This window comes from Micromonospora sp. AMSO1212t, from assembly GCF_008868145.1.
In the GTDB taxonomy this organism is placed as follows: Bacteria; Actinomycetota; Actinomycetes; order Mycobacteriales; family Micromonosporaceae; genus Micromonospora; species Micromonospora tulbaghiae.
This window is the reverse complement of record NZ_WBKS01000004.1, coordinates 29,212-56,098: the sequence shown is the minus strand read 5'-3', so window position 1 is coordinate 56,098 and position 26,887 is coordinate 29,212. Positions and strand designations below refer to the sequence as shown.

Below are 26,887 nucleotides of genomic sequence, written 5' to 3'. Positions count from 1 at the left end.
GCTCCTATTTTTCGTTGCTCCTGCCGAGAGGCGCGCGACCGGTAGGAGCAGATGTGGAATTCGTCGTCACGGAGGGTGCCGGTTCCGTGGGGTCCAACCTGACGTGTGCTCTCAGGGAAACGGGCTCGGCCGGCGGGATCGTCGTGCCGGACGGTCCGCCCACCTGCGGTACCGGCACGGCGTCGCAGGCACGGGAGAGCTTGCGGACGGCCGCGGCCGGCGAGGCGGGGGGTGCGGCATGCACGCGGTGATCATGGCCGGTGGTCGGGGGACGCGGCTTCGTCCGTACACCACAGCGCTGCCGAAGCCGCTGGTGCCCATCGGTGACAGCTACGCGATCCTGGAGATCGTCCTGCACCAGCTCGCGGCGGCCGGGTTCAGCGGCGTCACGCTCGCGGTCAACCACCTCGGGTCGCTGATCCGCGCCTTCGTGGGAGACGGCCGGCGGTTCGGACTGCGGGTCGACTACACCGAGGAACGGGTGCCGCTGTCGACCGTCGGCCCGCTGTTCGGGCTCCGTGACCGCCTGCCCGAGCACTTCCTGGTCATGAACGGCGACATCCTCACCGACCTCGACTACGGCGACCTGCTGCGGACCCACGCCGCCGGCGGCGCGCCGCTCACAGTGGCGACCTTCCGCCGTCAGGTCAAGGTGGACTTCGGGGTGCTCGCCGTGTCTGACGGCCGGGTGATCGAGTTCGCCGAGAAGCCCACCCTCGACTATCGGGTGAGCATGGGGGTCTACGGCCTGGCGGCCAAGACCGTGGCGTCCTACCCCGCCGGCATGCCGCTCGGCTTCGACCAGCTCATGACGAGTCTCATCGAGCAGGGGCAGTACCCGGCCGACTACCCCTTCGGCGGCTACTGGCTGGACATCGGCCGTCCTGAGGACTACGACGAGGCCAACCGAACCTTCGAGGCACAGCGGGACATCCTCCTGCCCGCCGGCCTCCGGGAGACGCTGTGACGAGCGTTCTGCTCTTCGGCGCCAACGGCTTCGTCGGCCGTCACGTCCATGCTGCCCTCGCCGGCGAACACGACGTCGTCTCTCCCCGTCGCGCCGAGTGTGACCTGCTCACGGCCACGGTGGGTGAGCTGGGCGCGCTGATCGGGGCGCACCGGCCCGTGGCGGTGGTGAACTGCACCGGCCTGCTCTCCGGAACCGATCACGACATGGTCGCGGCCCACACCCTCGTCACCGCCAAGCTCGTCGAGGCCGTGGCGGCCGCCGCGCCCCAGGCCCGGCTGATCCGGCTCGGCAGCGCCGGCGAGTACGGGATCGTTCCCGACGGCATTGCGGTGCCAGAGACCTGGCCGGGCGCGCCCGTGAGTGCGTACGGACTGAGTCACCTGGCCGCCACCCGGCTGATGGAGCTCGCCGTCGCGGCGAACCGCCTGGACGGTGTCGTACTACGGGTGTTCAACCCCATCGGTGCCGGTCTGTCGCGGGACAACGTGCTGGGCCGGGCGGTACGTCTGCTGCGGGCCGGACTGGCACGCGGCGTCCCGGAGATCGTCCTGGGGCCGCTCGGCGCGTACCGGGACTTCGTGGACGTCCGGGACGTCGCTCGCGCCGTGGCCACCGTCGTGGCGGCACCGAAGACGCCGCATCCCGTCCTCAACGTCGGTGCCGGCCGGGCGGTGCAGGTGCGCACGGTGATCAGGGAACTGGCTGCGGTGGCGGGCTTCACCGGCGGGATCGCGGAGGCGGCACCCGCCGAGGACGGCCACCGCTCCGCGGGCGTGACGTGGATGTGTGCGGACATCTCGCAAGTCCGGCGGCTCGGTTGGAGTCCTGCCTACGAAGTGACAGACACGGTGAAGGCCATCTGGGCGGAGGCGTCCGACCTTGACCGGACCGCACTGCCGAAGGAGTAGAGGTTGTATCAGCGGATAGGGGTTGTCGGACTCGGGTACGTCGGCGTGACGCTGGCTGCCGCACTGGCCGCGAAGGGGTACGAGGTCCACGGCGTGGACACCCAGCCCCAGGTTCGGGAGTCCCTGCGCGCCGGGCGGGTCCATGTGTTCGAGCCGGGTATCGAGGAGGTGTTCGCGGCGCACGTCGGGCGGTCCCTGCTCATAGAGGAGGAATTGCCGAGCGACCTCGACGCCGTTGTCCTGTGCGTCTCGACCCCGGTCGACGAGACCACCCGCCGTGGCCGCTTGGAGCACCTCGCCGCCGCGGCCGAGGCGGTCGCCCGGCGCTGCCGGCCGGAAACCCTGGTGGTGGTCCGGAGCACGGTGCCCGTCGGCGTCAGCCGGCGTGTCGTACTGCCGCCACTGGCCCGGGCGTGGGGCCAGGTGCGCCTCGTCATGGCCCCGGAACGCACCATCCAGGGACAGGCCCTGCGTGAGCTGGTCGATCTGCCGCAGGTGGTCGGTGGGCTGGACGCCGCCAGCCTCGAGGCGGGGCTGGCGTTCTTCGGCGGCCTCGCCCGGGAGTTGGTCCCGGTCTCCAGCCTGGAGGCGGCGGAGCTGGTGAAACTGGCGAACAACTGCCACACCGACCTGATCTACTCGTTCGGCAACGAGCTCGCGCTCGTCGCGGAGAACCACCAGCTGGACCCCCTGGAGGTGATCCGGGCGGCGAACCTGAACTATCCGCGTCCGGACCTCAGCAAGCCCGGGTATGTCGGTGGGGGCTGCCTGTCCAAAGATCCGTACCTGATGGTCGAGAGCGCGGGGCAGCGGACGCCGCTCCTGGTCAACGCGGCCCGGCAGCTCAACGAGGACCTGCCGGTCCACGTCGCCGAGAACGTGGTCGAGCTGATCCGGCAGACGTGCCCCCGGCTCGCGGGAGCCCGGCTGGCCGTGCTCGGGTGGGCGTACAAGGGATGGCCGCCCACCGATGACATGCGGGGTACGCCGATCGCCACGATGATGCCGATCTTCCGGGCCGCCGGGCTGGAGGTGGTCGGTCACGACCCGATGGTCAGCGGTGACGTCATCCGCCGGTACGGCGGCGAACCGACCAGCCTCGACAAGGCGTTCGGTGAGGCCGATGCGGTGCTGGTCCTCACCGATCATCCCGACTACCGGTCCTTGCCGGTCGGCGCTCTGCTCGCGGGGACGTCCGTCAAGGTGCTGTTCGACTCCTGGCGCGTCCTCGACGAAGGCGAGGTCCGTGCCGCGGGCATCCGGTACGCCGGTATCGGCTATCGGATTCCGAAGGCCGACACCACGGCGGTGACAGCCTGATGCGCGCGCTCGTGCTCGGCGGGGCAGGCTTCGTCGGCCTCCACCTGGTGGAGCGGCTCAGCGCCGAGGGTTGCGAGGTCACTGTCGTCGACGACTTCTCACGCGGTTCCGACGACGAACGGGTGGCGGCTCTGCGCGCCCGTGCCGGGGTCGACGTCGTCTCCGCCGATCTGACGCGGCCCGAGGCCTGGACACGGCTACAGCCCGACGTCGACCAGGTGTATCTGCTGGCCGCCGTGGTGGGCGTGCGGAACGTCGAGGCGGACCCCAGTCGGGTGCTGCGCGTAAACACGCTCACAGTGGCCCATCTCGTGAACTGGCTGCGGCCCGGGCCGAAGGTCTTCTTCAGCTCGACGAGCGAGATCTACGCCGGTGGCGTCGATGCCGGCCTGGTGCCGGTTCCCACACCGGAAGATGTCCCGATCATGGTTGCCGACGTGGCATCTCCCCGGATGTCGTACGCCATCAGCAAGCTCGCTGGCGAGGCCATGCTGCTGCACCACGCCCGTGCCACGGGCGTGCCGGTGGTCATCGGCCGATTCCACAACGTCTACGGGCCCCGGATGGGTGCCGACCACGTCGTTCCGGAAATGGCGCTGCGGGCGATGGAGGGTGAGAACCCGTTCCGGGTGTGGGGGGCCGATCAGTACCGCGCGTTCTGCTACGTCGACGACGCGATCGAGGCGGTCGTGCGACTGATGGGCGCCGCTGTCGAGGGCCCGGAGATCGTGCACATCGGGAACGACAGGGAGCAGACGAACATCGCCGATCTCGCTCGGCTCGTGCTCGACGTGGTGGGCGTCTCGGCCACGCTGCTGCCCATGCCGGCCCCGGACCGATCCGTGCGACGCCGGTGCCCCGATCTGGGCAACCTGCGGCGGCTGACCGGCTTCGAGCCGACCGTCTCCCTCACCGAAGGGGTGAGCCGAACCGTCGACTGGTACCGGGGCTGGCGGCAGACGATCACCATGCCTGGGCAGCCGACGGCAGCACGCGACCGCACACCCGTCTGACTCGACGACAGGAGGCCGGCACTCCGAACGAGTGCCGGCCTCCTGTCGTCATGGCCGGATCATCAGGCCGGCCGGTTCTCGTGCCGGACGGCCTCCGCGGCGGGGGCGGCGGGTTGCGGCAGCCTCGGCCGGCCCGACATGAGACCGCGGGCCGCCCGGTAGAACTCGGTACGCCTCGGGACGAGGCTGTCCTCGGCGAACTCCCGGGCGACCGCGAGGTTGCGCCGCGACGCGGCAACCATTCCCTCCCGGTCCGCCAGGGTGCGACGGAGGACCTTGGCCAGGTCGTCGGCGTCACCGGCGGTGAACAGCATCTCCGGGGGGAGTAGCTCGGGGATGCCGCCGGCCGTGGAGCCGACGGCCGGCAACGCGCGGGCCATGGCCTCGATCAGAGCCCGGGGGAGACCTTCGGTCCGGGACGGCATGACGAAGAGGTCTGCGCTGTCGAGCCGGTGCCGCAGCGCCTCGACGGTGGGAATCCACCCGGCGAACGTGATCCGGTCGCGTACCCCCAGGCGGGTGGCGAGTTCCTCCAGGGCAGGCTGGTAGCGACCGGGACCGACGTGGACGTGCCGTACCGCCGGTGTCGACGGTCCCAACAGGGAGATCGCCTCGATCAGCGTGTCGATGCCCTTGTACAGCTGCTCCAGCGAGCCGACTGACATGAGGGTGACCGATCCGGAGGGCGGCCGGTGAGTGCGGGGCTCCTGCACGTAGGCGGCGGGCGGCAAATTGACCGAACTGATGCCGGTGGAGAGCGCCCCGGGCCGGGTCGGGTACCGGGCCTGCAGCGTCCGGCTCGTCTCGTACGACACCGCCACCGCGGACTCGCACTGCCGCTTGAGGTTGCGGGTGGTCCACGCGCGCAGGAAGGGCCGCAGCGGGTGTTCCACCACTCCGGGGGCGAAGACGGCGTACGGGTCGCCGATGACCTCCATCGCATAGGGAAGACCGCGTCGCATGATGTGCCGGTGCATGTGGGTGGCGATCGTCGACGGCGTCCTCAGCAACACCGCCTCCGCGTCGGCGGCGATCCTGCGGACGGCCCGGTCTATCCGTGGCATCTGCCGTACGTACTGTCGCGGCCCCTGGTAGTAGGGAATGGGCGCCACCGACACCCGGTCACCGTCGACGCGGAGGGCGTTCGGCGGAACCTCCGCCACGTCGCGAGCCCGAGCCACGACCCGCACCTCGTCGAAGGCCTCCAGGTAGCGGCACCAGAGTGCGTAGTCGGTGCCGAAGGTGACCCAGAAGCGGTTGTCCGGGGTGCGGACGTAACGGCATTCCTCGGTGATGGTCAGCCTCACGTGTCAATGTCCTTCCGATGGCTAGTGGTGCGGTGACGCGGACGACCACTGGGCCGTCCCTCGGAGGCCGACTTCTGCCGCCGCCGGCCTCCGGCTCACGGATTGAGCAGGAATCGGCCGATGGTGTCGTCGATCAACTGCGCGTCGGCCTCGGTGGTGGCGGAGCCGCTGGGCAGAGCGAGCCCTTGGGCGAAGAGCCGCTCGGCGGCGCCGGTGACGATGTGCCGTGCGTCCCGGAACACCGGTTGAAGATGCATCGGCTTCCATACCGGTCGGGTCTCGATGCCGTGCCGTGCCAGGTGCGAGGCGAGATCGGAGGCGTGCCAGCCGGCCTCCTGCGGGTCAACCACGATGACCGTCAGCCAGTGGTTGGCGTCGCCGTCGGCGTCGTTGAGCAGGCGCACACCGGGGCTCGCGGCGAAGAGCTTCGCGTATCGCTCCCGGGCCTGGCGGCGCTGGGCGATCATGCGGTCCAGCCGGCGCAACTGCGCCCTGCCCAACGCGGCGAGCAGGTTGCTCAGCCGGTAGTTGTAGCCGACCTCGGTGTGCTCGTAGTGGACGGCCGGCTGGCGCGCCTGGGTCGCGAGGTACCGGCAGCGCGCGACGAGTTCCTGGTCGTCCGAGACGAGCATGCCACCGCCGGACGTGGTGAGTATCTTGTTGCCGTTGAACGAGAAGGCGGCGGCCAGGCCGAACGATCCGGCCGGCTGGCCCGCGTGGGCGGCGCCCAGCGCCTCCGCGGCATCCGCGACGACCGGCACCCCCGCCTCGGCGCAGACCGGCAGCATCGACGTGTAGTCGGCGCAGGCGCCGAACAGGTCGACCGGCACCACGGCGGCTACCTCGGCGCCCTCGGCGCGCAGCCGGCTCAGCGTCTCGGCCAGCAGCGCGACGTCGATGTTGCCCGTGCTCGGATCGCAGTCCACGAAGACCGGCTCCGCCCCGGTGTACGTCACCGCGTTGGCGGTGGCGGCGAAGGTGAGGGTCGGTACCACGACCACCCTGCCCGCCCGGGCGCCGGTGCAGAGCAGCGCGAGGTGCAGCGCCGCCGTGCCGGAGCTGACCGCGACCGCGTGGCGTCTCCCGCTCCGCTGCGCGATCTCCTGTTCGAACGCGTCGAGCTCCGGTCCCGTCGGCGCCACCCAGCCGGACCGCAGTGCCGACAGGAGGTACGACTCCTCCAGGGGGCCGACGTCCGGGGGAGAGAGGAAAATCCGATAGCCCATGACGCTCCAATGCATTTGTGCGGCGTCACCGATGATTCCCCATGAACACCTCCCTCGGGTGATTCTCCCGTCTATTCATATAATTGCTTGTGGAGCCGTAACCGATCCCATCGGAAATCGTTTGTAGGGCAGTCTTCCGCCTTATCCGAATGTCACTCCCGATCGTTTCGCGCCCGGACGGGGAGAGGGATCGCGCCGGTTCGATAGCATCCGCCGGTGCTGCACTTGCGACTGATCGCGCCGTCCGAACGATCGGCGGCCGTGGCCGACCTCCTCGCTGCCGATCCCGGTGTCACCCACCTCGCGGTCCTCCCGGGCGCGGCCCGGCAGCCACCCGGCGACCTGATCCTCTGTGACGTGGTGCGGGAGAGCGCGGACGGGGTGCTGCGCGGCCTTCAGGAGCTGGGTGTCGAGCAGAACGGTGGCGTCTCCGCCACCGACGTGGAGCTGGCCCTGTCCGCAGCGGCCGAGAAGGCCGCCGACACCGTGCCGGGCAGCGGAACCGATGCGGTGGTCTGGGACGAGATCGCCGCGCAGACCGGCGAGCAGACCCAGCTCTCCGGCACCTACCTCGCGCTGATCATCGTCGCCACCGTCATCGCCGGCATCGGCGTCCTCCTGGACCAGCCCATCCTGGTGGTCGGCGCGATGGTGGTCGGCCCGGAGTTCGGGCCGTTGGCCGCTCTGTGCGTGGCCCTGCTGCGGCGCGACGGCCGGACGGTCCGTTCCGCCCTCCGTGCGCTGGTAGTCGGCTTCGTCGTGGCGATGGTGGTCACGGTGCTCAGCACCTGGGCACTGACGGCCGCAGGCCTGGTCGCCCGGGAGATGCTCGTCGCCGAGCGGCCCCTGACCGACTTCATCTGGCGCCCGGATGCGCTCTCCTGGCTGGTCGGCATGCTGGCCGGGATCGCCGGAATGCTCTCACTGACGTCGAAGAAGTCCGGCTCCCTGGTCGGTGTCCTGATCTCCGTCACCACGGTGCCGGCGGCGGCGAACGTCGCGGTCGCGCTCGCCTACGGTGTGTGGCACGAGGCGGCCGGCTCCGCTCTCCAACTCGTGATCAACCTGTGTGCCATCGTGCTCGCCGGTCTGCTCACCCTGGGCGTCCAGCGGTTCTGGTGGGGGCGGTACAGCCACCCGGCCGGAGCGTCCCGGGTGCCCGGCCGCCGTCGCCCGCCGGCCGGCGAGGCATTGCCTCCGACGCCGCAGTCGGATCCACCATCCGAGCGGCGGGACGCCTCCCGCTGACGGTCAGCGGCTGCCGGGCAACGCACACCGGTACTCGGGGAAGAAATCCGGAGACGCCGACCAGGCGGCGTCCCGCCGCGTCCCCTCCTGCTGGTGCGCTTCGCACAGTCGCCGGTACACCGGTTCGTCGAGCACGCGGGTACCGAGGTGGAACGGCACCAGCCCGTGCGGGGCGAAGGCCCGCTTGTACCGGAAGATCCCGTCGTCCGGGGCATACCCGCCGCCGAGGACGAACCGGATCCGGCCCTGGGCGCGTCCCCACCGGCAGATCTCGAACTTGAGCAGGTCGTTCGGGCGTAGGTCGAATGCGGCCTGCTCGGTGCCGCCGAGGTAGGAGTAGAGACTCAGCGCACTCGACAGCACCAGTTCGGTGGAGACGACCCGCCCGTCGTGCAGTGCGTGGAAGAACGCGAACTGGCCGGGCAGTTCGTCGATGATCGTCTGGAAGAAGTCACGCGGGAAGTAGTAGCCGCTCGTCGCCGCCCGCCGGTCCATCGTGCCCTGGTAGATCCGCAGGAAGTCGTCGAGCCGTGCGCCGTCGAGGTCGACCTCGACCGTCACCCCGTTCCGGCGGGCCTTGTTGACGTTCTTGCGCACCTTGTGGTCGAACTCGCGCCACATGTCCTCGTCGCTGGTGCGCAGGTCGCGGACCACGTTGACGAGCTTCTCCCGGACCGGGCCGGGCGAGGGAAGCCGCTCGTCGTCGAAGAGCGTGAGGCGGGTGACCTCGGACACCACGTTGCGGCGGGCGCAGAACACGTCGAAGGACTCCCAGAACCTCTTCGCGTCGAGTTCGTCGGCGCCCTCCTGGAAGGCGCCGCCGTAGCCGTACGGGCTGGTGACGTCGTGATACCGGCCCGGCGGCACGTCCAGGTGCGGTGCGTCGACCGGGCGGAGCAGGAACGGGTAGAGGATGAAACCGCTCCCGGTGCGGGCGTACGCAGCCAACGGCTGGTCCTCCGGGCCCGCGAAGAGCCTGAGGTAGGCCGGATGGGCGAAGACCTCCCGACGGCTCCAGGTCTGGTGGAGGGCGGCCCAGCGCTCGCGGTCCGACGTGCTGCGGGCGTCCAGGATCTCAATTCGCATCGTCGTCACTGATGGTCAAACGACAGTGGGCCGGTGAGGTGTCGACGGCGGCGCGCGTCCGCCGCCGGCTACCCCCAGGAGTCACCGGCGGCGAGCCGTCGCCGCAGCGCGTCACGCAGCGGAACGGACTCGCCGTCGCGACCGCCCTTGCCCAGCACCAGGGGCGGCGGGTCCGGTTGTGGATCCACTCCGAACAGCCGGGCGCGCAGGCTCGCCGGCACGGTGAGCAGATGGAAGCGACCGTCCCGATCCACCGCCCGGGTGTGGGCCCGGTCGATGTACCAGCCGCTGATCCGGGTGCGGTAACGCGCTCGCCCGTCGTAGGAGCGGGCGGAGAGCCGGGTGGTGCGCAGCCCGAGGCGGATCGCCTCGGCGGCGAACGACGCCACCAGTGCCGCCGCCTCGGCCTGGTCCGCGGCGCGCTGCCGGGCCTCGGCCTCGGCGTGTGCCCGCACCGCGCGGCGCTGCCGCTCGCGCCACTGGAGGTCGTCGTCCGCCACGTCGCTTCCCCTGCCTCTCAGGCCAGGCCGGCGCGGCGCAGGGCCTCCGCCATGGCGTCGTTCACCGGCGCCGCCGCTCCGCCACCTCGTCCCTGCCGCTGCGACTGACCACCGCGCGAGCCGCCCCGTTCGCCCTGGCCGCCACGCCGGGCGCCGGCGTCGCCGCGCTGCCCGCCGCGGTCACCCCGCTGCCCGCCGCCGTCACCGCGCTGCCCGCCACCGCGCCGGCCGCCGCGCTCCTCGCCGCCCGGACCCCCGGCTGCGGGACGGCCACCGGCCGGCGCCTCGTCGTCGAGCCGCAGCGTCAACGAGATCCGCTTGCGCGGCACGTCCACGTCCAGCACCCGCACCTTGACCACGTCGCCGGACTTCACCACGTCGCGCGGGTCCTTGACGAAGGTGTGCGACATGGCCGAGACGTGCACCAGGCCGTCCTGGTGCACGCCCACGTCGACGAACGCGCCGAACGCGGCCACGTTCGTCACCACGCCCTCCAGCACCATGCCCGGCGTCAGGTCGCTGATCTTCTCCACGCCCTCGACGAACGTCGCCGTGCGGAACTCCGGGCGCGGGTCACGGCCGGGCTTCTCCAGTTCGGCCAGGATGTCGGTGACGGTGGGCAGGCCGAACGTGTCGTCGACGAAGTCGGTCGCGCGCAGGCCGCGCAGGATGGCCGACCGGCCGATCAGCGCGCGCAGATCCTGCCCCGTGGAGGAGAGGATGCGGCGCACCACCGGGTACGCCTCGGGGTGCACGCTGGAGGAGTCGAGCGGGTCGTCGCCGCCGGGGATGCGCAGGAAGCCGGCGCACTGCTCGAACGCCTTCGGCCCGAGCCGCGGCACCTTCTTCAGCTCCGCCCGGGTGCGGAACGGCCCGTTGGCGTCGCGGTGCAGCACGATGTTCTCGGCCAGCCCGGCGCCGATGCCGGAGACCCGGGTGAGCAGCGGCGCGGAGGCGGTGTTGACGTCCACGCCGACCGCGTTGACGCAGTCCTCGACCACCGCGTCGAGCGAGCGGGACAGCTTCACCTCGGACAGGTCGTGCTGGTACTGCCCGACGCCGATCGACCGCGGGTCGATCTTCACCAGCTCGGCCAGCGGGTCCTGGAGGCGGCGGGCGATCGACACCGCGCCGCGCAGCGAGACGTCCAGGCCGGGCAGCTCCTGCGAGGCGTACGCGGAGGCGGAGTAGACCGACGCTCCGGCCTCGGAGACCACCACCTTTGTCAGGTTCAGCTCCGGGTGCCGCTTGATCAGGTCGCCGGCCAGCTTGTCGGTCTCCCGGCTGGCGGTGCCGTTGCCGATCGCGACCAGCTCGACGCCGTGCGCGGCGGCGAGCGTGGCGAGCGTGTGCAGCGAGGCGTCCCACTGCCGGCGCGGCTCGTGCGGGTAGATCGTGTCGGTGGCGACCACCTTGCCGGTGGCGTCGACCACCGCCACCTTCACGCCGGTACGCAGGCCCGGGTCGAGGCCCATCGTCGCCCGCGTCCCGGCCGGCGCGGCCAGCAGCAGGTCACGCAGGTTGGTGGCGAAGACCCGCACGGCCTCCTCCTCGGCCGCCTGCCACAGCCGCATCCGCAGGTCCGCGCCCAGGTGGATCAGGATCCGGGTACGCCAGGCCCAGCGCACCGTGTCGGCCAGCCACCGGTCGGCCGGGCGTCCCTGGTCGCTGATGCCGAAGCGTCCCGCCACGGCGGCCTCGTAGCGGCTCGGCCCGGTGGCCGCGTCGGCGTCGCCATCGGCCTCCGGGTCCATGGTCAGCTCCAGCACGCCCTCCTTCTCGCCCCGGAACATGGCGAGGATGCGGTGCGAGGGCAGCTTCGGGTACGGCTCGGCGAAGTCGAAGTAGTCGGCGAACTTCGCGCCCGCGGTCTCCTGGCCGTCGCGTACCCGGGAGACCAGCCGGCCCCGCGACCACATCTGCTCGCGCAGTGTGCCGATCAGGTCGGCGTCCTCGGCGAAACGCTCGATCAGGATGGCCCGCGCCCCGTCCAGGGCGGCAGCGGCGTCCGCGACGCCCTTGTCCGGGTCGACGAACCCGGCGGCGACCGTCTTCGGGTCCTGGGCCGGATCGGCCAGGAGCGTGTCCGCGAGCGGCTCCAGCCCGGCCTCGCGGGCGATCTGCGCGCGGGTACGCCGCTTCGGCTTGTAGGGCAGGTAGATGTCCTCCAGGCGGGACTTGGAGTCGGCGGCGAGGATTTGCGCCTCCAGCGCCTCGTCCAGCTTGCCCTGGCTCCGGATCGACTCCAGCACCGCCGCGCGCCGCTCGTCCAGCTCGCGCAGGTAGCGCAGCCGCTCCTCCAGCGTGCGCAGCTGCGCGTCGTCGAGCAGGCCGGTGGCCTCCTTGCGGTAGCGGGCGATGAACGGCACTGTGGCGCCGCCGTCGAGCAGCTCGACTGCTGCCCGCACCTGCCGTTCGGCGACGCCGAGTTCCTCGGCGATCCGCTGGTGCACAGACTGGGTCACGATTGTCATCCGCCTTCTCGGGTGGTTTCCGCCCTGCATTGTGCCGTTCGCCTCCGACCGCCTGTGCCCGGCCCGCCGCCGGCTGCGCTAGCGTGGCGATCATGGAGGCACCTGCGGATCCGCGGGCCCGGCGGCTGTTCGGTGGCAGCGCCCGGGCGCTCGGCGACCTGGCCGCCGGCCCGTTCCGGGCCGACCGGGACCGGATCGTCGGGTCGCCGTTCTTCGCCCGGCTGGGCGGCGTGACCCAGGTGATCAGCCCGGGCGGGTCCGGGCTGCTCGTGCACAACCGGCTCACCCACAGCCTGAAGGTGGCCCAGGTGGCCCGGGCGATAGCGGAGCGGCTGAACGCCGACCCGACCCACCGGGACCTGCTGGAGAAGCTCGGCGGCTGCGACCCGGAGGTGGTGGAGGCCGCCGCGCTCGCGCACGACCTCGGGCACCCGCCGTTCGGGCACCTGGGGGAGCGCGTGCTCGACCGGCTGGCCCGGCAGCGCCTCGGGCTGCCCGACGGCTTCGAGGGCAACGCCCAGTCGTACCGGATCGTCACCAGCACCGAGATCCGCGGCGCGGCGACCACCGGGCTGGACCTGACCGCGGCGGTCCGGGCGGCCATGCTGAAGTACCCGTGGACCCGGCTGGACCATCCCGACCCGCACCCGCGTCACCTGGACCCGGCGCCCCGGGGCGCGGCGGCGCCGCCGGAGGATCCGCAGAGCGGGTCGGTGAAGTTCGGCGCGTACCGCACCGAGCTGGACGACCTGCGGCAGGCGCGGGAGCCGTTCGCCGGGCGGATCCCGGACTGGCAGCAGACCCCCGAGGCGTCGGTGATGGACACCGCCGACGACATCGCGTACGCGATCCACGATGTGGAGGACTTCTACCGCGTCGGGGTGCTCCAGCAGGGCGCGGTGGCGGCCGAGCTGATGGCCTGGCAGCGCGAGTGCGGGCACCTGCGGTCGATCACCGCGTCGGCGCTGGAGGGGGCGGGCCGGCGGCCCGGCGCGGCGATCGAGCGGCTGCGCCGGCAACTGCACCGCAAGGACGGCTGGATCGCCGACGACGAGGCGTTCGCCGCCGCTGTCGAGCACGTCCGCGAGGAGCTGGTGGAGGGGCTGCTGGCGCTGCCGTTCGACGGCTCGATCGAGGCGGAGCAGTACGTGGCCCGGTTCTCGGCCCGCTGGTCCACCCGCTTCGTGGACGCCATCACCGTGACGCCGGATCCGGGGGTCCGCTCCGGGTACGTGCTGTTGGCGAAGCCGCAGTGGCACGAGGTGCAGGTGCTCAAGTTCGTGCACCACCGGTTCGTGCTGGCCCGCCCGGACCTGGCCCTGCACCAGCGCGGCCAGGCCCGGCTGCTGGGCACGCTGGTGGAGGCGCTCTGGGAGTGGCTGCTGGACCCGGACGAGGAGTCCCGGCTGCCGCGCCGGCTGCACGACCTGGTGGAGCTGGCCGAGGCGGAGCTGCACCCGCGTACCCCGGACCGGATCGGACGGGCCCGGGGCCGGGCGATCATCGACTTCGTCGCGCAGCTCACCGACGGTCAGGCGGTGGCGATGCTGGACGCGTTGTCGGGCCGCTCGGGCGCGCTGTGGACGGACGCCTTCGTGCTCTGATCCCGCTCGGAGCACGAAGGCGGCGGCGCCACCCGGGGACCGAGCCGGGTCAGGCGACCGACTGCCACCACCCGTCCACCGCCGGCGGCTCGTCCACCACCACCCGCTCGCCGGGACGCGGCACCGCGAGCCGGACGTCCCGCGCCTTCGCCTCGGCCCAGAGCCGGTCCACCGGCTCGGACCAGTCGTGCAGCGCCAGGTTGAACGTGCCCCAGTGCACCGGCACCAGCAGTCCGCCCCGGACGTCGAGGTGCGCGGCCACCGCCTCCTCCGGGAACATGTGGATGTGCGGCCACGCCCGGTCGTACGCGCCGATCTGCATGAGCGTCACGTCGAACGGGCCGTGTTCGGCGCCGATCTCGGCGTACCCGTCGAAGTAGCCGGAGTCGCCGGTGTAGAAGACCTTCCGGTGCGTCCCGGTGATGGTCCAGGAACTCCAGAGCGTGCCGTCGCGGCGCAGCCCGCGCCCGGAGAAGTGCTGCGCGGCGGTCGCGGTGAGCGTCAGCCCGCCGACCCGGTGGCTCTCCGACCAGTCCAGTTCGACGATGCGGTGCTCGGGTACGCCCCAGCGGGCCAGGTGGGCGCCGACGCCGAGCGGCACAACGAACGGCGCGGACTGGAGGTCGGCCAGCGTGCGGACGGTCTCCATGTCCAGGTGGTCGTAGTGGTCGTGCGAGATCAGCACCGCGTCGAGCGGGGGCAGCTCGGTCAGGCGTACCGGCGGCTCGTGGATGCGCCGCGGGCCGACCAGTCCGGACGGGGAGCACCTGTCGCTCCACACCGGGTCGAGCAGCACCCGGCGCCCCTCGATCTCGACGAGCGTGGAGGCGTGGCCGTACCAGATGACGTTCAGCTCGCGGGCCGGGTCGGCGGCCGGCGCGGCGCCGGGGCGCAGCAGCGGCACCGGGCTGCCCGGCCGCCGCCTCTGCTTGCCGAAGATCAGCTCCCGGACGAGGTTGCGGCCCGGGTCGGCGACCATCGTGGCGCTGGCGCCGGCCGGGTTGTGGAACGTGCCGTCGTGGAAGCGCGGTGACCGGGCCGCCCGGTCCGCCCGGGCGCCGGTGAGCCGGCCGCCGAGCTGGGCGGGCACGTCCCGCGCCACCCAGGCCAGGCCGGCGACGGCGGCCAGCCCGGCGAGCTTCCACACCCGCCCGCCGCGTGTCCGGTCCGGTTCCCGCCCCGTTGGTTGCCGCATGCTCGTCCCTCCGCCGTGTCCCGTCGTACACGGTAACCACCCTCGTCGCGGTCCGTCCGCGCGACAGCCCACCCGCACGAGGGTCCGCCCGCGCGACAGCCCACCCGCACGAGGGTCCGCCCGCGTGACAGCCCACCGGACGGTCCGCGGCGGCGGTCAGGGCAGCCGGCGGCGTACCGCGGACGCCACTGTCGCCGCGCGCCCGCCGACGGCTCGGACGACCTGGGACGCGTCGGGCACCCATCCGCCCCGGACCGCCTCGCCGGCCGGGTTGGGCGTGAACACGATGCCCTGGTGCGCGGCGACCGGCTGCCGGGTCAGTCCGGCCAGGCGCATCAGCGGCCCGACCAGCACGTCGTACACGCCGGGCAGGACGGTGAAGCCGAAGCGCATGATCACGTTGAGCCGTCCCACCGACACCTCCCGGCGTGGCCGGTCGAGGCAGTGCGCGATGGCGCGTGCCACCCGCTCGGGGGAGGCGATCGGGGGCGGTGGCCGGCCGATCCGGCCCAGGTAGTTGGCCGCCTGCCGGTAGACGGGCGTGTCGACGCTGCCCGGGTTGACCAGGCAGATCGCGATGCCGGGCGTCTCCCGCGCCTCCTGCTGGAGCGTGCGGGTGAGTCCTTGCAGGCCCCACTTGGCGGCCACGTATCCGCTCATGTAGGGCGCGGTGATGTGCCCGAGCACCGAGCCGGTGAGCACGAGCGTGCCGCCGCCGGCGTCCCGGAACCGGCGCAGCGCCTCCCGGGCCACAGCGGCGGCGGCCAGCAGGTCGGTGCGGACGACCTGCTCGAACACCTCGGCCGGGGTCTCGTCGAAGCGGCCGTAGGCCATCACCGCGGCGGTGTGCACCCAGGCGTCGACGCGGCCGTACTCGGCCCGTGCCGCGTCGGCCAGCGCGGCCACCGCGCCGGGCTCGGTCACGTCCATCGGTACGGCGATCGCCGTCGCGCCCGCCGCCCGGCACTCGTCGCGTACCTCGTCGAGCGTGGCGGGGGAGCGGGCCGCGAGGACCAGCCGGTCCCCGCGGCCCGCCAGCTCCCTGGCGGTCGCCCGGCCGATCCCGCTGGTCGCGCCGGTGACGACCACCGTGCGGGTCACGGTGCGAGCACGACCTTGACGCAGCCGTCCTCCTTCTTCTGGAACATCTCGTACGCGCGCGGCGCGTCGGTCAGCGGCAGCCGGTGGGTCCGCAGGTCCTCCACGCCCAGCGGGTCGTCGTCGCGCTCCAGCAGCGGGATGATCTCGTCGACCCAGCGCCGCACGTGGCACTGGCCCATGCGCAGCTGGATGCCCCGGTCGAACATCTCCATCAGCGGCATCGGGTCCTGCTCGCCGCCGTACACGCCGGAGATCGACACGGTGCCGCCGCGCCGCACGGCCTTGAGCGCGGCGTGCAGCACCACGAGCCGGTCCACGCCGGCCTTGTCGGTCATCGCCTGGGCCAGCTTGTCCGGCAGCAGCCCGGCGGCGGTCTGGGCCATCTTGCCCAGCGGCGCGCCGTGCGCCTCCATGCCGACCGCGTCGATCACCGCGTCCGGGCCGCGCCCGTCGACCAGGTCGATGAGCGTGCCGGGCACGTCGTCGAGCTGGCTGACGTCGAGCACCTCGATGCCGTGGCGGCGGGCCATCTCCAGCCGCTCGGGCACCAGGTCCAGCCCGATCACGCGGCCGGCGCCCAGGTGGCGGCCGATCCGGGCGCTGAACTGCCCGACCGGGCCGAGCCCGAACACGGCGAGCGTGCCGCCGGGCGGGGTGTCCGCGTACTTGACCGCCTGCCAGGCCGTGGGCAGGATGTCGGACAGGTAGAGCCAGCGCTCGTCCGGGCCGCTGTCCGGGATCGTGATCGGCCCGAACTGGGCCTGCGGGACGCGCAGGTACTCCGCCTGGCCGCCGGGGATCGAGCCGTACAGCGAGGTGTAGCCGAACAGGGACGCGCCCTTGCCCTGGCTGGTCACCTGCGTGGTCTCGCACTGCGCGTAGAGCTGCCGCTCGCACATCCAGCACGAGCCGCAGGAGATGTTGAACGGGATGACCACGCGGTCACCCTTCTTGAGCCGGGTCACGCCGGACCCGACCTCCTCGACGATGCCCATCGGCTCGTGCCCGAGGATGTCGCCGGGCTTCAGGTACGGCCCGAGCACCTCGTACAGGTGCAGGTCGGAACCGCAGATGGCGGTCGAGGTGATCCGGACGATCGCGTCGGTCGGCTCCTCGATCCGGGGGTCCGGGACGTCCTCGACGCGAACGTCCCGCTTACCGTGCCAGGTCAGTGCCTTCATGCCTGTCTGTCCCCTCTCCGGTGCCGTCCATCGGACTGCTACCCGGCAGGGGGCCGTTGAATCGGCGGCGGCGGTCACCGTGGCGTGAGGTCGACCGTCACGGCGATGGTGCTGGTGCTGGCCGCGGTGCCGGCGAGGGCGCCGATGTCGAGGCGGCGGCCGGCGCGGTCGGTGACGGCGCCGGCCGCGAGCCGCAGGCCGGCGACGGGCGTGCCGAGCGCCGCCGACGCGGCCTCCAGCAGCCGCCGCCGGGCCACCGCCACGGCGACCCGGACCGGGGTACGGGTTCCGACCGCCGGATGGGGTGCGCCACGCGTCCGGCCCGCTGCCGGCCGTGGCGGTGGCACACGGACGCGCCGGCGCGGCACGGACAGCCCGTCGGCGATCAGTTCGGCGGCCGAGGTGTCGCCGTCGTACCGGTCCGGCGGCAGCGTGAACGACACGGTCCCGTCCGGGCCGACCTCGACGGAGATGAGCGCCGCCCCGGGCAGGGCCGCGGCCGTCATGATCTGGCCGAGGCCGAGCAGCCCGGCCACGTCCGGCGACGGCGTCCGGGCGGCGGCCGGGTACGCCGCGGTGAGTTCGGCGGCGGCCACGAGGACCGGCGCGGCCAGCACGTAGCCCAGGAACGGGGGGAGGGGCGCGGTCATGGTGCTCACCCGGGCGCTCGTCGCCGCAGCCGGGGACGGGAGGCGCCCCGGCTGCGACGCGGTGGTCAGAACTCGCGGTTGCCGAGCGGGATCTCGATGTTGATGGACTGCCCTTCGGACAGGAACAGCAGGGCGAGCTTGCGGAGGAACTCGTCGAACAGCCAGTAGCACTCCGGTGCGAGCGGGAACGGCAGCAGCGCCTCCCGGACCGCGATGAACGGGCCCCAGCTCGTCCGCAGGAGCGTGTCCCAGAGCAGGTCGCGTGGGATCTCCAGCCAGTTGGCGATCTGGTTGCCGAGCATGAACCGGGTGAACGAGCCGAGGATGGGCTTGCTGAGCAGCCCGGCGTCGATCTCCCTGCCGAGGCCGAGCAGGATGTCGGCGAGCGCGTTGCCTTCGCGGGTGGGCGCCAGGATCGGGTCGAGGACCTCGCTGGCCTGGGAGTTCGCCTCGCTCCACGTGGCCGGGATGTACTCGTCCCTGATGCCGAGCATGTGCGCGGCCACCTGCCACAGGTGCAGGAAGGCGGTCGACTCGGCGGCGGGGATCGGCACCCGCCAGTCGGTCAGCTTCCGCATGACGGTGGTCGGCAGGCTGTGCCAGGTGACCATCAGGTCGCGCTGGCTGATCGGGATGTCCTCGGGTGCGACGTCGGCCCACTCGGGCGACTGCGGCAGGAGGTGACGCACGCCGGCGTGCGCCAGCCGGGTCTTGACGGCGGTCACGATCATCGAGCCGTCGGGCTGGTACGCGTTGGCGGTGCCGATGTCGTACCCGAGCTTGGCGGTCTTGGAGATGCGGTCCTTCATGTCCGCGCCGCCCTTGGAGTAGTAGACGGCGCGCGCCTCCTTCGGGATGACGGTGCTCATCATGCCGCTGGCCAGGCCGTAGAGCACGCCGAGGTAGAGGCCGCGCTTCTCGTTGAAGCGCACGGCGGTGGCCAGCTTGCCCTGGTCGACCCAGGAGGGCAGCACGCGTGCGCGTTCGATGAACTGGCGGACGTCCGCCGGGAGGCCGGACGGCAGCGGCTGGCCGTTCTTCGTCCACGTCCGCAGCAGTTGGTTGACCAGTGGTGCGTCGCCCCGGTCCAGGAGCGAGGCGACGAGCGGGTCGGCCTCCTCGTCCCACACCCAGCGCGGGTCCACGCCCGCCCCGGCGCCGGCCACCGATCCCTTGGGCGACCAGGTCCACGCCGATCGCGCCTGTGCCGGCGCGGCGACGCTCAGCGCGCCGAGCGCGCCCAGTGCTCCGCCGGCCTTCAACATCTTGCGTCTGCTTACCGGTTCCACGTTCACTCCTCGGGGTCGAGGCCGCTGATACGGTGAAACGAATGTTGCGCCCGTGTATCACATGAGAGCACGTGGTAACGGTGTCCACAAGGCTCGCGATGACAACTGTCGATGGATCAAGAAGAGGGGAGCCCGCCGTGGCGGTGGTCGAGGGGATGCTGTCGGGCAGGGTCGCGTGGGTGACCGGAGCCAGCCAGGGCATCGGCGCGGCGATCGCCGAAGGGCTGGCGCGGGCCGGCGCGTCGGTGATCCTCCAGTCGCGGCGCCCGGACGCGCTGGACGAGGTGCGGGACCGGATAGCGGCCGGTGGTGGCACAGCGGCAGTGGTCGCCGGTGACGTCGCCGACGAGTCCGCCGCGGACGCCGTGCTGACCCTCGCGCGGCAGCGCTGGGGGCGGCTGGACGTCCTCGTCAACAACGCCGGCATCAGCCCGGCGCTGCACCGCAGCGAACGGCTGAGCCTGGGGGACTGGCAGCAGGTGATCGACACCAACCTGTCCGGGGTGTTCGTCTGCGCCCGCGCGGCCGGCGCCGTCATGGTCGAGCAGGGCGCGGGCAGCATCGTCAACATGTCCTCCGTGCACGGTCAGGTCGGTTTCCCGCGCCTGGCCGCCTACAGCGCCAGCAAGGGCGGCGTCGAGCAGCTCACCCGCACGCTGGCGCTGGAGTGGGCGGCGGCCGGCGTACGCGTCAACGCGGTCGCGCCCGGCTACCTGGAGACCCCGATGACGGAGGGCCTGCGCGGCCACGAGCAGTGGTCGAGGCGGCTGCGTGACCGCATCCCGATGGGCCGGTTCGGCCGCCCCGAGGAGGTCGTCGGCGCGGTGCTGTTCCTGGCCTCGGACGCCGCGAGCTACGTCACCGGCAGCGTGTTGCACGTGGACGGCGGCTGGACCGCGCAGTGAGCCGCGGACCGCTTGGTTAGTCGGCGTTCGTCACCGCGTCACCGTCGCATGTCGATACAGCGCCAGATCGCGGGCGATCCTTCCCAGAAAGTTAACCCTCGTTTACAGTGCTGCCATCGGCTGCGGAACCCGCGCGGGCACCACGGCGGGGTGCGGCCAGCCCTGCCACCACCAGGCCCGGTTGCGTGTGAAGGAGTAGCCCATGGACCCCGCCGACGTCCTCGCCGAGGACTGCGCCAAGAAAGCCGCCGACCTGACCGTCCCGGCGCTGCTGCACCGCAACGCCACCGAGCACGGCGACCGGCCCGCGCTGACCACGCTCGGCCGCGACGACACCCGCACCTGGGCGCAGCTGCGCGACGAGGTCGCCGAGCTGTCCGCCGGCCTGGCCGAGATCGGCCTGGAGGCCGGGCGGCACATGCTGGTCATGATGTCCAGCCGCGCCGAGCACTGGCTGGTCGACCTCGCCGCGGTCCACCTGGGCGCGGTGCCCTCCACGATCTACCCGACGCTCAGCCCCGAGCAGATGCGCTACCTGGCGCGGCACAGCGCCGCCCAGGTGCTCGTGCTGGAGGGCCCGGCCGAGCTGGAGCGCTGGCGGCCGATCCTGCCCGACCTGCCCGACCTGCTCCGGGTGGTGCTGGTGGACGATCCGGGCGAAGCGTCGACGGAGGCCGTGCCGCTGTCCCGCGTGCGTACCCTCGGCCGCACCGCCCGCGAGGCGGACCCGGACGCCTTCGAGCGGCGCTGGCGCACGATCCGGCCCGAGCAGCCGGTGACGCTGCTCTACACGTCCGGGACGACGGGCGACCCGAAGGGCGTCGTGCTCAGCCACCACAACGTGCTCTACCAGGCGGTGGCGCTGGAGGCGATGGTGTCCGTCCCGGACCACGCGCCGACTGTGGCCTACCTGCCGCTCGCGCACATCGCCGAACGGTTCCTCGGCATCTACAACCCGATCTACCGCGCCGGGCACGTGACCATCTGCCCCGACGCCACGCAGCTCGTCGCGGCGCTGCGCACCGTCGGTCCCGCCTCGTTCTTCGGGGTGCCGCGGGTCTGGGAGAAGATGGCCGCCGGCGTCCAGGCCCACCTGGCCGGCGCCGAGCCCGCGGTCCGCGCCGCCGTCGCCGCCGCGACCGCGGTGACCCTGGAGGCGTACGAGCTGCGCGCGGCCGGGAAGCCGGTGCCGGACGAGCTGGCCGCGCGGGTGGCGCAGGCCCGCGACACCGTGCTGCGACCGTTGCAGTCGACACTGGGCCTGCACAACATGGTCTGGCCCGGCAGCGGCGCCGCCCCGATCCCGGTGGACGTGCTGCGGTTCCTCGCCGGGCTCGGCGTCGACGTGCTGGAGGTGTGGGGTCTGACCGAGACCACCGGCACCGCCACCCTCAACACCCCCGACCGATTCCGCACCGGGACCGTCGGCCGTCCCAACGTGGGCATGGAGGTGCGCCTCGCCGACGACGGCGAGGTTCTCGTCCGGGGTCCGCTCGTGTGCTCCGGCTACCTGCGCGAGGACGGCACCGTCGAGCCGGTCGTCGACGCGGACGGCTGGCTGGCCACCGGCGACGTCGGGACGCTCGACGACGACGGCTTCCTCACCATCACCGACCGCAAGAAGGAACTCATCATCACGTCCAGCGGGAAGAACATCTCGCCGGCGCAGATCGAGAACCTGCTGCGGGCGCACCCGCTCATCGGTCAGGCGGTGGCGATCGGCGACCGGCGGCCGTACGTCACGGCGCTGATCGTGCTGGACGAGGAGGTGGCGCCGCAGTGGGCGCGCACGCACGGCGTCGCCGACCCGCAGCTGCCCGCCCTTGCGTCGGACCCGGTGCTGCTGGCCGAGATCCAGGCCGCCGTGGACGCGGCGAACGCGCGGCTCGCCCGGCCCGAGCAGGTCAAGACGTTCCAGGTGCTGCCGTCGGCGTGGACGCCGGAGTCGGGCGAGCTGACCCCGACGTTGAAGCTACGGCGCCGGGTCGTCGTCGACCGGTACGGCGACCGGATCGACGCCCTCTACCGGCCGGGCGACGCGGTGGCGGAGCCCGTCACGGAGTAGCGCCGGGTCGATGCCGGGCGGGGGTGGCGGCGCGCCGAGGTCGGCGGGCCGGTACCCCCGCGGGTAGCCGGGATAGGTGCGGTTGCGCGGCGCGCGGGTCAGCCGGCTCACCGTCCGCGCGGGCAGCAGCCGAACCACGGCGGCCCGGGCGCGCAGCGCGCCGCCGACCAGCGCGGTCAGCGGCCGTGGCGCGGCCGGGAGCCCGAAGGCGGCCCGCATCTCGGGCGGCAGCAGCGCGCGCACGCCGAGGCGCGCGGCCGGGCGCAGCGGCGCCGGGTACCAGGACGCGAACAGGTCCAGCGTGTACGCCGCGACCCGCTCGTTACTCGGCGTGCGGCGGAACGTCTCGCGCTCGTACGCGTCCTTGAAGGCCCGGAACGCGGCGAAGTCCGCCGGGACGTCCCGGATGCCCATGCGCCCGCCGACGGCGCGGTAGTAGTGGAACGCGGCCAGCCGTTCGTGCTCGTGCAGCGGGCGCCAGCCGTAGCGGTCCAGCCAGTCGATGGGCTCGTAGACGAACGTGGACAGCACGTAGCGCATGTCGTCGTTCGAGATCGCGTACCGCCCGTGCGCCCGGTTGACCACCCGCAGCGCCTCCCGGCCGCGCGGCGAGTCGTACCCGTGCTCCAGCAGTTCGGCCATCAGCAGCGCGGTGTCGTCGTAGCGCTGCTGCGCCCGCAGCCGGAACTCGCCGGTCGCGTCGAGCAGCGCGGAGATGCCCGGCACGCAGAACGTGCGCAGCAGCGCCAGCTCCAGCGCCCGCTGGTAGTCGAAGGGGAACTCGTACCCGGCGGAGAGCCGGTAGATCTCGTGGTGGTCGCGTACCGGGTCGAGCGTCTCGATCCGGCGCAACCAGCGGTACCGCCCGTCACGAGCCATCGCGACCACCTCCACCGTCCACCCTTGCCCATGCAGTCAAGCTCCTCTATGTTAATAGAAAATCACATCCCCGGATAACTCGAAACCTGCTTGTGCGCACCTCACGGGCCGGTGTTCAGGGCGATGTCCGGTCGAAACCGGGAAGTGGTGCTAATGGAGAATCTCAGTAGACGAAGCGTCCTGACGCTCGGTGCCGCGCTGGGACTGGTGGCGGTGGCGGACACCCCGAAGGCGTGGGCGTGGTCGTCGTCCGGCTCGATCGCCGGGACCGACACGGTCACCGACCCGTGGGACGTCTGGGACGACGACACCGACCCGCTCGTCGCCTCGCTGCTGGACGCCGGTCAGATCCCGGCGGTGAACACCGCGTTCGCGTCCTGGATCCGCAACGGCGACGCGCTGCCCGCCGGCCTGCCCCCGGCGCTCACCACCTACCTGCGGCGCGTCAACACGCTGCCGTCCTGGGCCGACCAGGCCAAGCTGGACCGCGCCGCCCAGTTCAACAAGCGCATGAGCATGTACCTGTTCCTGCTCTACGGCCTGGGCAGCGGGATCATGAGCACGGTGATCCCGCGCGAGGCCCGCAACGTCTACTGGTCCGAGGGCGGCGCGGACATGAAGTCGCGCGCCGCGAAGACCTTCACCTACGGGTACGACCTGAGCGCTCCCGACGCGTTCAAGGCCACCGGCAGCTTCGTGGTCACCTCGCACAAGACGCGGCTCACCCACGCGGCCGTACGGCACCTGCTGCCGCAGTCCGCGCCGTGGCGCGGCGTCACCGACCACCCGATCCCGATCAGCAACGGCGACATCCTCATCACCTTCCACAGCCTCGGCACCTACGTGCACCGCAAGCTGCTCGACTGGCGTCGCTGGGGCCTGCGGATGTCGGCCGCGGAGGAGGAGGCCTACCTGCACATGTGGCAGGTCGCCCTGCACCTGCTCGGGGTCCGCGACGAGTTCATCCCGAACAGCTGGGCCGCCGCCGAGGAGCAGTCCCGGTACGCGCTGAACCCGCTCCTCGCGCCGACGCCCGAGGGCATCGACCTGGCCGACATCCTGCTGAACCTGACGTCCTCGGTGGACCTGGGCGTCACCCGGGGATTCCAGCGGGAGTTCGCGCGCTACGTGCTCACCGACCGGATCGGCGACTGGCTGCGGCTGCCCCGCGACTACATCTCCCGGGGTGTGATCGAGGCCGGCTGGCCGACGTACGTGATGTTCCGCGAAGGGCTCTCGCCGCTCATGCCGGAGACGTTCGGCCTGTTCGACAGGTTCATCCGCGGGCTGGCGATGCTGTTCCTCAACAACGGCTCGTCCGCGTCGCACACCCCGATCACGATCCCGGTCATGAACCGGCCGGGCACCTGAGGCGCGTGCGGCTTCACAGCGTCAGGGCGCCGGTGACCAGCGCGGTCACCGCGTCCCGGTGGCCGGGCGAGTCCTGCCAGCGCAGGGCCCGCCCGGCCTCCACCGCCACGCCGAAGCCGGCGTGCACGAGCAGCCGGGCCTGCCGCCGGTCCAGGTCCGGCCGGACCGCCCGCAACTGCTGCTCCCAGACCGCGATGTGCTCCCGCTGGGCGAGGATGAGCGGACGCCGGACGTCGTCCGGAAGCCCGGCCACCTCGGCCTCGGCGACGCTGTTGAGGGTGTTGTGCTCGAAGCAGTAGGCCACGTACGCCGCCGCCAGCGCGACCACCGCCTGACGAGGATCGGCCGCCCGCTGGAGGCTGCGGTCCACCGCCTGGGCGAGCAGTTCCGCCGCCTGGAGGCAGGCGGCCACGAGGATGTCCACCTTGCCGGGATAGTGGCGGTAGATCGCGGACGGCGCGAGCCCCACCGCCTGGGCGATCTGCGCGTTGGTGACGGTGGCGAAGCCGTCCCGGGCGAACAGGGGCACGGCCGCGGCCAGGATCTCCGCGCGCCGGGTGCGGGGCACCGGCTGGGCGGGCAGCTCGACCAGCCGCGCCGTCCCGGCGGCGGTCGTCGGGTCGGTGGCCACGACCCGCATCGCGGACCGGAGCACCAGATCCTCGATCCGGCGCTGGGCGATCGAGGTGTGGTGCATGGTCACCGAGCCGATCACACCGAGCGCCGCGACCGCCCGCAGCCGCTCTTCGGGCAGCGGGTACTCCCGCCGTACCATCTCGGTGACCCGGCCCACGACGTGGCCGAACTTCGCGCGGAGCAGGTGGCGGTCCGCGCGCCCGAGGTAGCGGGCCTCCCACCGGTAGATGCCGCCGGAGGCGCGGTGCGCGACGGTGACCCGGGTGAGGGCCACCAGCACGTCGGCCAGCGCCGCGTCGGGCGGCCACTCGTCGACGACCCCGACCAGGTTGTCCACCATGACGTTGGCGCACTCGGCGAACAACGCGTACTTGTTCGGGAAGTGCCGGTACAGCGCCGGCGCGCTGATGCCGACCGCCGCGGCGATCTCCTCCATGGACGCGCCGTGGTAGCCGCGCTCGCTGAACACCTGCCCGGCCGACTCCACGATGACCTGCCTGCGGTTGCGTGGCCGGGTGGCCGCGGCCGGCCCGGTGGTCACCGGACCGTCCGGGCGGACGCGGACGGGCACAGGACCATGGGTGTCAGTCAACCACAGCGGTTCACGCCGCCCGCGCCCTCGCGATGACGCCGCTCAGGCGTGCAGCACGGCGAGCGCGAGCCGGGCGGTCCAGGTGTCGTAGCCCGCGGTGCGGTCGAAGCGGCCGAGCCGTCCGACGTCGGTGACCACGTTCAGCGCGGCGTGCACGAGGACGCGGGCGTCGCCGGCCGGCAGGTCCGGCCGTACCGCCCGGACCAGGCCCACCCACTCCTCGACGTGCAGGCGCTGCGCGCCGCGCAACTCGTGGCGGTCCCGGTCCGGCAGGTTGTTGTTCTCCGCCAGGTACACCGCGACCAGGTCGCTCTGGCCGAACGCGAAGTCGACGTAGGCCCGCACCACCCGGTGCAGCGCGTCGGCCGGGTCGCTCGCGTCGGCGATCGCCGCGGTGGTGGCACCGGTCAGCCGGTCGGTGGCCCGGTAGTAGGCGGCCGCGAGCAGGTCGGCCTTGCCGGGGAAGTAGCGGTACACGCTGGATGCCTGAATGCCCGCGGCGCGGCCGATGTCCTCGACCGCGACGGCGTGGTAGCCGTGCCTGTGGAACAGCCGCATCGCCTCGATCAGCAGCAGCTCGCGGCGCGACGCCGGGCGCACCGGGCCGGTGGCGGGCGTGTCCTCCGGCGCGGGACGCCGCCGCGGCGGCACCGCCGGCGCGTCGGTCCGCAGCAGCGTCCAGGCGACCCGGGTGAGCAGGTGCTCGGTGTCGGTGCCGGTGGCCGCGGCCCGGTACGTGGTAACGCTGCCGAACGCGCTCAGCGCCGCGTTCACCAGCAGGTCCGCCTGCCCGGCGGTCAGCTCGGGACGCAGCTCGCGCAGCGGCGCGGCGACGCGGCCGACGAGCGTGGCCATCGACGCGGCGAACTCCTGCCGGTGCTCGGGCGTCAGGTAGCGGCCCTCCCACTGGTACAGCCCGGCCACCCGCCGCCTGCTCACCGCGACCTCGGCGAGCGCGCGCAGCAGTTCGTCGAGCAGCCCGTCGGCGCTGTTCGCCGCCGGCCGCCCGGTCGCGGCGAGCAGGGCGCCGACGACCTCGCGGGTGGCGTGCACGAGGATCGCGTACTTGTTCGGGAAGTGCCGGTAGACGGCCGGCCCGCTGATGCCGACGGCGGCGGCGATCTCGTCCACCGAGACGCCGTGGTAGCCCCGCTCGCAGAACAGCTCGGCACCGGCGAGCGCGATCCGGGCCTTGCGGTCCTTGGGCCGTCTGACCGGTGCCGGGGCGGTGTCGCTGGCTGTTCGTCGCACCGCTACACGTTAGCGCCCGCTCGCGTGGATCCGGTGACGCCCCTCGGCGGTTTCCGTCGCGGAGCCGGAGCCGGACAGCGCGGAACGCTTCTTGACAAGCGGCGGCAGGCTCAAGA

22 protein-coding genes are annotated in these 26,887 nt (G+C 72.5%); 9 read left to right on the top strand and 13 right to left on the bottom strand.

Features of this window, described 5'->3' with window-relative positions; translation table 11 throughout:
- Positions 1–238 precede the first annotated feature (238 nt).
- Genes F8279_RS02145 through F8279_RS02130 form a run of 4 tightly spaced genes read left to right on the top strand, consistent with a single transcriptional unit; the run spans position 239 to position 4,211 of the window.
- Positions 239–967: a sugar phosphate nucleotidyltransferase gene (locus tag F8279_RS02145; RefSeq protein ID WP_151498929.1), complete on the top strand. Its 729-nt coding sequence runs from the start codon at positions 239–241 to the stop codon at positions 965–967.
- A complete protein-coding gene (locus tag F8279_RS02140) occupies positions 964–1,878 on the top strand; it encodes an NAD(P)-dependent oxidoreductase (RefSeq protein ID WP_151498928.1) in 915 nt (304 codons plus the stop codon). The genes F8279_RS02145 and F8279_RS02140 overlap by 4 nt, the downstream gene beginning before the upstream one ends.
- Positions 1,879–1,923: 45 nt before the next feature.
- Positions 1,924–3,198, top strand: coding sequence for a nucleotide sugar dehydrogenase (locus tag F8279_RS02135; RefSeq protein WP_255474048.1), 1,275 nt, complete (start codon positions 1,924–1,926; stop codon positions 3,196–3,198).
- A complete protein-coding gene (locus tag F8279_RS02130) occupies positions 3,198–4,211 on the top strand; it encodes an NAD(P)-dependent oxidoreductase (protein WP_151498926.1) in 1,014 nt (337 codons plus the stop codon). The genes F8279_RS02135 and F8279_RS02130 overlap by 1 nt, the downstream gene beginning before the upstream one ends.
- A 62-nt stretch (positions 4,212–4,273) precedes the next feature.
- Here F8279_RS02130 and F8279_RS02125 read toward each other — a convergent pair whose 3' ends face one another.
- Both F8279_RS02125 and F8279_RS02120 read right to left on the bottom strand, forming a co-directional pair.
- Positions 4,274–5,518 carry a glycosyltransferase family 4 protein gene (locus F8279_RS02125; protein WP_151498925.1) on the bottom strand — a complete coding sequence of 415 codons (1,245 nt, stop codon included), beginning with the start codon at positions 5,516–5,518 and terminating at the stop codon, positions 4,274–4,276.
- 95 nt (positions 5,519–5,613) lie between these two features.
- Complete coding sequence (locus F8279_RS02120) at positions 5,614–6,744, bottom strand: aminotransferase class I/II-fold pyridoxal phosphate-dependent enzyme (protein ID WP_151498924.1); 1,131 nt, start codon at positions 6,742–6,744, stop codon at positions 5,614–5,616.
- A 216-nt stretch (positions 6,745–6,960) separates the two neighbouring features.
- Between F8279_RS02120 and F8279_RS02115 the strand changes: the two genes are divergently transcribed.
- Positions 6,961–7,992: a DUF389 domain-containing protein gene (locus F8279_RS02115; RefSeq protein WP_151498923.1), complete on the top strand. Its 1,032-nt coding sequence runs from the start codon at positions 6,961–6,963 to the stop codon at positions 7,990–7,992.
- Between the two features lie 3 nt (positions 7,993–7,995).
- On the opposite strand, the gene F8279_RS02110 is transcribed toward F8279_RS02115, so the two are convergent.
- The 3 genes from F8279_RS02110 to F8279_RS02100 all read right to left on the bottom strand — a co-directional run bounded on the left by F8279_RS02110 (position 7,996) and on the right by F8279_RS02100 (position 12,043).
- Positions 7,996–9,078: a GNAT family N-acetyltransferase gene (locus tag F8279_RS02110; RefSeq protein ID WP_121683920.1), complete on the bottom strand. Its 1,083-nt coding sequence runs from the start codon at positions 9,076–9,078 to the stop codon at positions 7,996–7,998.
- A gap of 68 nt (positions 9,079–9,146) precedes the next feature.
- Positions 9,147–9,578 carry a hypothetical protein gene (locus F8279_RS02105; RefSeq protein ID WP_225853079.1) on the bottom strand — a complete coding sequence of 144 codons (432 nt, stop codon included), beginning with the start codon at positions 9,576–9,578 and terminating at the stop codon, positions 9,147–9,149.
- A gap of 17 nt (positions 9,579–9,595) precedes the next feature.
- Positions 9,596–12,043: a Tex family protein gene (locus F8279_RS02100; RefSeq protein WP_151498922.1), complete on the bottom strand. Its 2,448-nt coding sequence runs from the start codon at positions 12,041–12,043 to the stop codon at positions 9,596–9,598.
- A 101-nt stretch (positions 12,044–12,144) separates the two neighbouring features.
- Between F8279_RS02100 and F8279_RS02095 the strand changes: the two genes are divergently transcribed.
- On the top strand, positions 12,145–13,656 hold the full coding sequence (locus tag F8279_RS02095) for a deoxyguanosinetriphosphate triphosphohydrolase family protein (protein WP_013474761.1): 1,512 nt from the start codon (positions 12,145–12,147) through the stop codon (positions 13,654–13,656).
- Between the two features lie 49 nt (positions 13,657–13,705).
- Here the strand turns inward: F8279_RS02095 and F8279_RS02090 are convergent, their stop codons facing one another.
- The 5 genes from F8279_RS02090 to F8279_RS02070 all read right to left on the bottom strand — a co-directional run bounded on the left by F8279_RS02090 (position 13,706) and on the right by F8279_RS02070 (position 19,048).
- On the bottom strand, positions 13,706–14,851 hold the full coding sequence (locus F8279_RS02090) for an MBL fold metallo-hydrolase (protein ID WP_151498921.1): 1,146 nt from the start codon (positions 14,849–14,851) through the stop codon (positions 13,706–13,708).
- 156 nt (positions 14,852–15,007) lie between these two features.
- The gene (locus tag F8279_RS02085; protein WP_151498920.1) at positions 15,008–15,952 is read right to left on the bottom strand and encodes an SDR family NAD(P)-dependent oxidoreductase; all 945 of its coding nucleotides are present in this window, start codon (positions 15,950–15,952) and stop codon (positions 15,008–15,010) included.
- Positions 15,949–17,133: a zinc-dependent alcohol dehydrogenase gene (locus F8279_RS02080; RefSeq protein ID WP_091423722.1), complete on the bottom strand. Its 1,185-nt coding sequence runs from the start codon at positions 17,131–17,133 to the stop codon at positions 15,949–15,951. The genes F8279_RS02085 and F8279_RS02080 overlap by 4 nt, the downstream gene beginning before the upstream one ends.
- Positions 17,134–17,207: 74 nt before the next feature.
- On the bottom strand, positions 17,208–17,783 hold the full coding sequence (locus F8279_RS02075; protein WP_091424531.1) for an isoquinoline 1-oxidoreductase: 576 nt from the start codon (positions 17,781–17,783) through the stop codon (positions 17,208–17,210).
- 65 nt (positions 17,784–17,848) lie between these two features.
- Positions 17,849–19,048 (bottom strand): oxygenase MpaB family protein, encoded by a 1,200-nt coding sequence (locus F8279_RS02070; protein WP_225853077.1) that lies wholly within the window; start codon positions 19,046–19,048, stop codon positions 17,849–17,851.
- Positions 19,049–19,170: 122 nt separating this feature from the next.
- On the opposite strand from F8279_RS02070, the gene F8279_RS02065 reads away from it, so the two are divergent.
- Entirely contained in the window at positions 19,171–19,977 is an 807-nt protein-coding gene (locus F8279_RS02065) for an SDR family NAD(P)-dependent oxidoreductase (protein ID WP_225853076.1), read from the top strand.
- A gap of 202 nt (positions 19,978–20,179) precedes the next feature.
- Positions 20,180–22,042, top strand: coding sequence for a long-chain fatty acid--CoA ligase (locus tag F8279_RS02060; RefSeq protein ID WP_091423729.1), 1,863 nt, complete (start codon positions 20,180–20,182; stop codon positions 22,040–22,042).
- Here F8279_RS02060 and F8279_RS02055 read toward each other — a convergent pair.
- On the bottom strand, positions 21,950–22,921 hold the full coding sequence (locus F8279_RS02055; RefSeq protein ID WP_091424537.1) for an oxygenase MpaB family protein: 972 nt from the start codon (positions 22,919–22,921) through the stop codon (positions 21,950–21,952). The genes F8279_RS02060 and F8279_RS02055 overlap by 93 nt on opposite strands.
- Positions 22,922–23,074: 153 nt before the next feature.
- On the opposite strand from F8279_RS02055, the gene F8279_RS02050 reads away from it, so the two are divergent.
- A complete protein-coding gene (locus F8279_RS02050; protein ID WP_091423732.1) occupies positions 23,075–24,292 on the top strand; it encodes an oxygenase MpaB family protein in 1,218 nt (405 codons plus the stop codon).
- 13 nt (positions 24,293–24,305) lie between these two features.
- Here F8279_RS02050 and F8279_RS02045 read toward each other — a convergent pair whose 3' ends face one another.
- Complete coding sequence (locus tag F8279_RS02045) at positions 24,306–25,469, bottom strand: TetR/AcrR family transcriptional regulator (RefSeq protein WP_175438794.1); 1,164 nt, start codon at positions 25,467–25,469, stop codon at positions 24,306–24,308.
- Between the two features lie 93 nt (positions 25,470–25,562).
- Positions 25,563–26,771 (bottom strand): TetR/AcrR family transcriptional regulator, encoded by a 1,209-nt coding sequence (locus F8279_RS02040; protein ID WP_091423739.1) that lies wholly within the window; start codon positions 26,769–26,771, stop codon positions 25,563–25,565.
- Positions 26,772–26,887: the final 116 nt, after the last annotated feature.